A 2,739-nucleotide genomic window follows, 5' to 3' on the forward strand; every position below is an offset into this window, starting at 1 on the left:
GTGGGTGGAGACCAGTCCTTCGAGAAGCGTCCCTACCCGCCCGGTCAGCACGGCCGCGCGCGGATCAAGGAAAGCGAATACCGCCAGCAGCTGCAGGAGAAGCAGAAGGCCCGCTTCACCTACGGCGTCATGGAAAAGCAGTTCCGCCGCTACTACGCCGAAGCGGCCGGCCGTCCCGGCAAGACCGGTGACGAGCTGCTGCAGATCCTGGAGAGCCGGCTGGACAACGTGGTGTACCGCTCCGGGATCGCCCGGACGCGCCGGATGGCCCGTCAGCTGGTCAGCCATGGCCACTTCACGGTCAACGGCGTCAAGGTGACCATCCCCAGCTATCGGGTGTCGCAGTACGACATCATCGACATCAAGGGCAAGTCGCTGAACACCGTGCCGTTCCAGATCGCTCGCGAGACCGCGGGTGATCGCCCGATCCCCAGCTGGCTGCAGGTGGTCGGCGAGCAGCAACGCATCCTGATTCACCAGCTACCCGAGCGCGCCCAGATCGAGGTGCCGCTCACCGAGCAGCTGATCGTCGAGTACTACTCGAAGTAGCAAGCCCCCTACGCCGCCGGCGTAGGTCTTAGCGGCATCAAATAGTGGGTGCCGAGAAGGAGATAGAAGAACACCATGCTGATTTCACAGCGACCGACCTTGTCCGAAGAGGTCATCAGCGACAGCCGTTCGCAGTTCGTCATCGAGCCGCTGGAGCCGGGTTTCGGCTACACGCTTGGTAACTCGCTGCGGCGCACGTTGCTGTCCTCGATTCCGGGCGCGGCGGTCACCAGCATCCGCATTGACGGCGTGCTGCACGAGTTCACCACTGTGCCGGGCGTCAAGGAAGACGTCACCGACATCATCCTGAACCTCAAGAGCCTGGTCGTGTCCTCGGAAGAGGACGAGCCGGTGACCATGTACCTGCGCAAGCAGGGCCCGGGCGAGGTCACCGCCGGTGACATCGTGCCGCCGGCCGGCGTCACCGTGCACAACCCGGAGATGCACATCGCGACGCTGAACGACAAGGGCAAGCTCGAGATCGAGCTCGTCGTCGAGCGTGGCCGTGGTTACGTCCCGGCCGTGCAGAACAAGGCGTCGGGTGCTGAGATCGGCCGTATCCCAGTCGATTCCATCTACTCACCGGTGCTCAAGGTGACCTACAAGGTGGACGCGACCCGTGTCGAGCAGCGCACCGACTTCGACAAGCTGATCCTCGACGTCGAGACCAAGAGCTCGATCGGCCCCCGTGACGCGCTGGCGTCCGCGGGTAAGACACTGGTCGAATTGTTCGGTCTGGCACGCGAACTCAACGTCGAGGCCGAGGGCATCGAGATCGGGCCGTCGCCGGCCGAGGCCGACCACATCGCGTCGTTCGCGCTGCCGATCGACGACCTGGATCTGACCGTGCGCTCGTACAACTGCCTCAAGCGTGAGGGCGTGCACACCGTCGGAGAACTGGTGTCGCGCACCGAGTCCGACCTGCTCGACATCCGCAACTTCGGTCAGAAGTCCATCGACGAGGTGAAGGTCAAGCTGCACCAGTTGGGTCTGTCGCTCAAGGACAGCCCGGCCAGCTTCGACCCGTCCGAGGTCGCCGGCTACGACGTCGCCACCGGCACCTGGTCCGCCGAGGGCAACTACGACGACGCGGACTACGCCGAAACCGAACAGCTCTAACAAAATTCCGTCCCGGTCCTACCTGATACGGGGGCCGGCCCCATTTAGGAGAAGTCGCAATGCCCAAGCCCACCAAGGGTCCTCGCCTCGGCGGGTCGTCTTCGCACCAGAAGGCGATCCTGGCCAACCTGGCGACGGCGCTGTTCGAGCACGGTCGGATCAAGACCACCGAAACCAAGGCGCGGGCATTGCGGCCCTACGCGGAGAAGCTGATCACCCACGCCAAGAAGGGCACGCTGCACAATCGGCGTGAGGTGCTCAAGAAGATCCGCGACAAGGACGTGGTGCACAGCCTGTTCGCCGAGATCGGGCCGTTCTACTCCGACCGCAACGGCGGCTACACCCGCATCATCAAGGTTGAGAACCGCAAGGGCGACAACGCGCCGATGGCGGTCATCGAGCTGGTGCAGGAGAAGACGGTGACCTCCGAAGCCGATCGCGCGCGTCGGGTGGGTGCTTCCAAGGCCGCGGCCAAGGCTCCTGCCGCCAAGGCTGAGCCGAAAGCCGAAGAGGCCGAAGACGTCAAGGCCGAGGAGGTCGTGGCCGAGGCCGAAACGACCGAGCCCGAGGCTGCCGTCGAGGCCGCTGAGCCCGAGGCCGCTGAGCCCGAAGCCGCTGAGCCGGAGGCCACCGAGGCGAAGGCCGAGGCCGAGGACGCTGACGAGTCCTGACGATTTGCCGTTGAACGACGTGCCCGCCATCGACCCCGATGGCGGGTGCGTTCGTCTTAGGCTCGATATCGCTTACGACGGCACGGATTTCGCCGGGTGGGCCACACAGTCGGGCCAGCGGACCGTCGCGGGTGTTCTCGAGGGTTCGCTGTCGACGGTGTTTCGCAGTCAGCTGCGGCTGTGGGCCGCCGGTCGCACCGACACCGGTGTGCATGCCACCGGCCAGGTCGCCCATGTCGACGTTCCGCTCGACGAGCTGCCCAACGCGTATCCGCGCACACCGCGGCCGAATCAGCCCGAATTTCAGCCGCTGGTCCGGCGACTGAGCCGACTGCTACCCACCGACGTCCGGGTCCGCCAGATTGCCCGCGCGCCAGCCGGTTTCGACGCGCGCTTCTCG

The 2,739-nt window shown here is 65.4% G+C and carries 3 protein-coding genes and 1 pseudogene; all 4 read left to right on the forward strand.

Going from position 1 to position 2,739, the window contains the following annotated elements:
- The coding region (rpsD, locus tag VN856_RS14970; RefSeq protein WP_325690338.1) for a 30S ribosomal protein S4 at positions 1–549 on the forward strand (549 nt) is incomplete at its 5' end.
- A 75-nt stretch (positions 550–624) separates the two neighbouring features.
- Positions 625–1,668, forward strand: coding sequence for a DNA-directed RNA polymerase subunit alpha (locus tag VN856_RS14975; RefSeq protein ID WP_325690340.1), 1,044 nt, complete (start codon positions 625–627; stop codon positions 1,666–1,668).
- A gap of 59 nt (positions 1,669–1,727) precedes the next feature.
- On the forward strand, positions 1,728–2,339 hold the full coding sequence (gene rplQ, locus VN856_RS14980; protein ID WP_325690342.1) for a 50S ribosomal protein L17: 612 nt from the start codon (positions 1,728–1,730) through the stop codon (positions 2,337–2,339).
- Positions 2,326–2,739, forward strand: a pseudogene (locus tag VN856_RS14985) (tRNA pseudouridine(38-40) synthase TruA); the annotation flags it as partial. The gene rplQ and the pseudogene VN856_RS14985, both read left to right, overlap by 14 nt.

The sequence above is a fragment of the Mycobacterium sp. genome (assembly GCF_035603715.1).
Lineage (GTDB): Bacteria > Actinomycetota > Actinomycetes > Mycobacteriales > Mycobacteriaceae > Mycobacterium.

What these genes read in the sequence shown, in the direction of transcription:
- VN856_RS14975 (WP_325690340.1), top strand. Translation starts at nt 625, where the DNA reads ATGCTGATTTCACAGCGACCGACCTTGTCCGAAGAGGTCATCAGCGAC.
- rplQ (WP_325690342.1), top strand. Translation starts at nt 1,728, where the DNA reads ATGCCCAAGCCCACCAAGGGTCCTCGCCTCGGCGGGTCGTCTTCGCAC.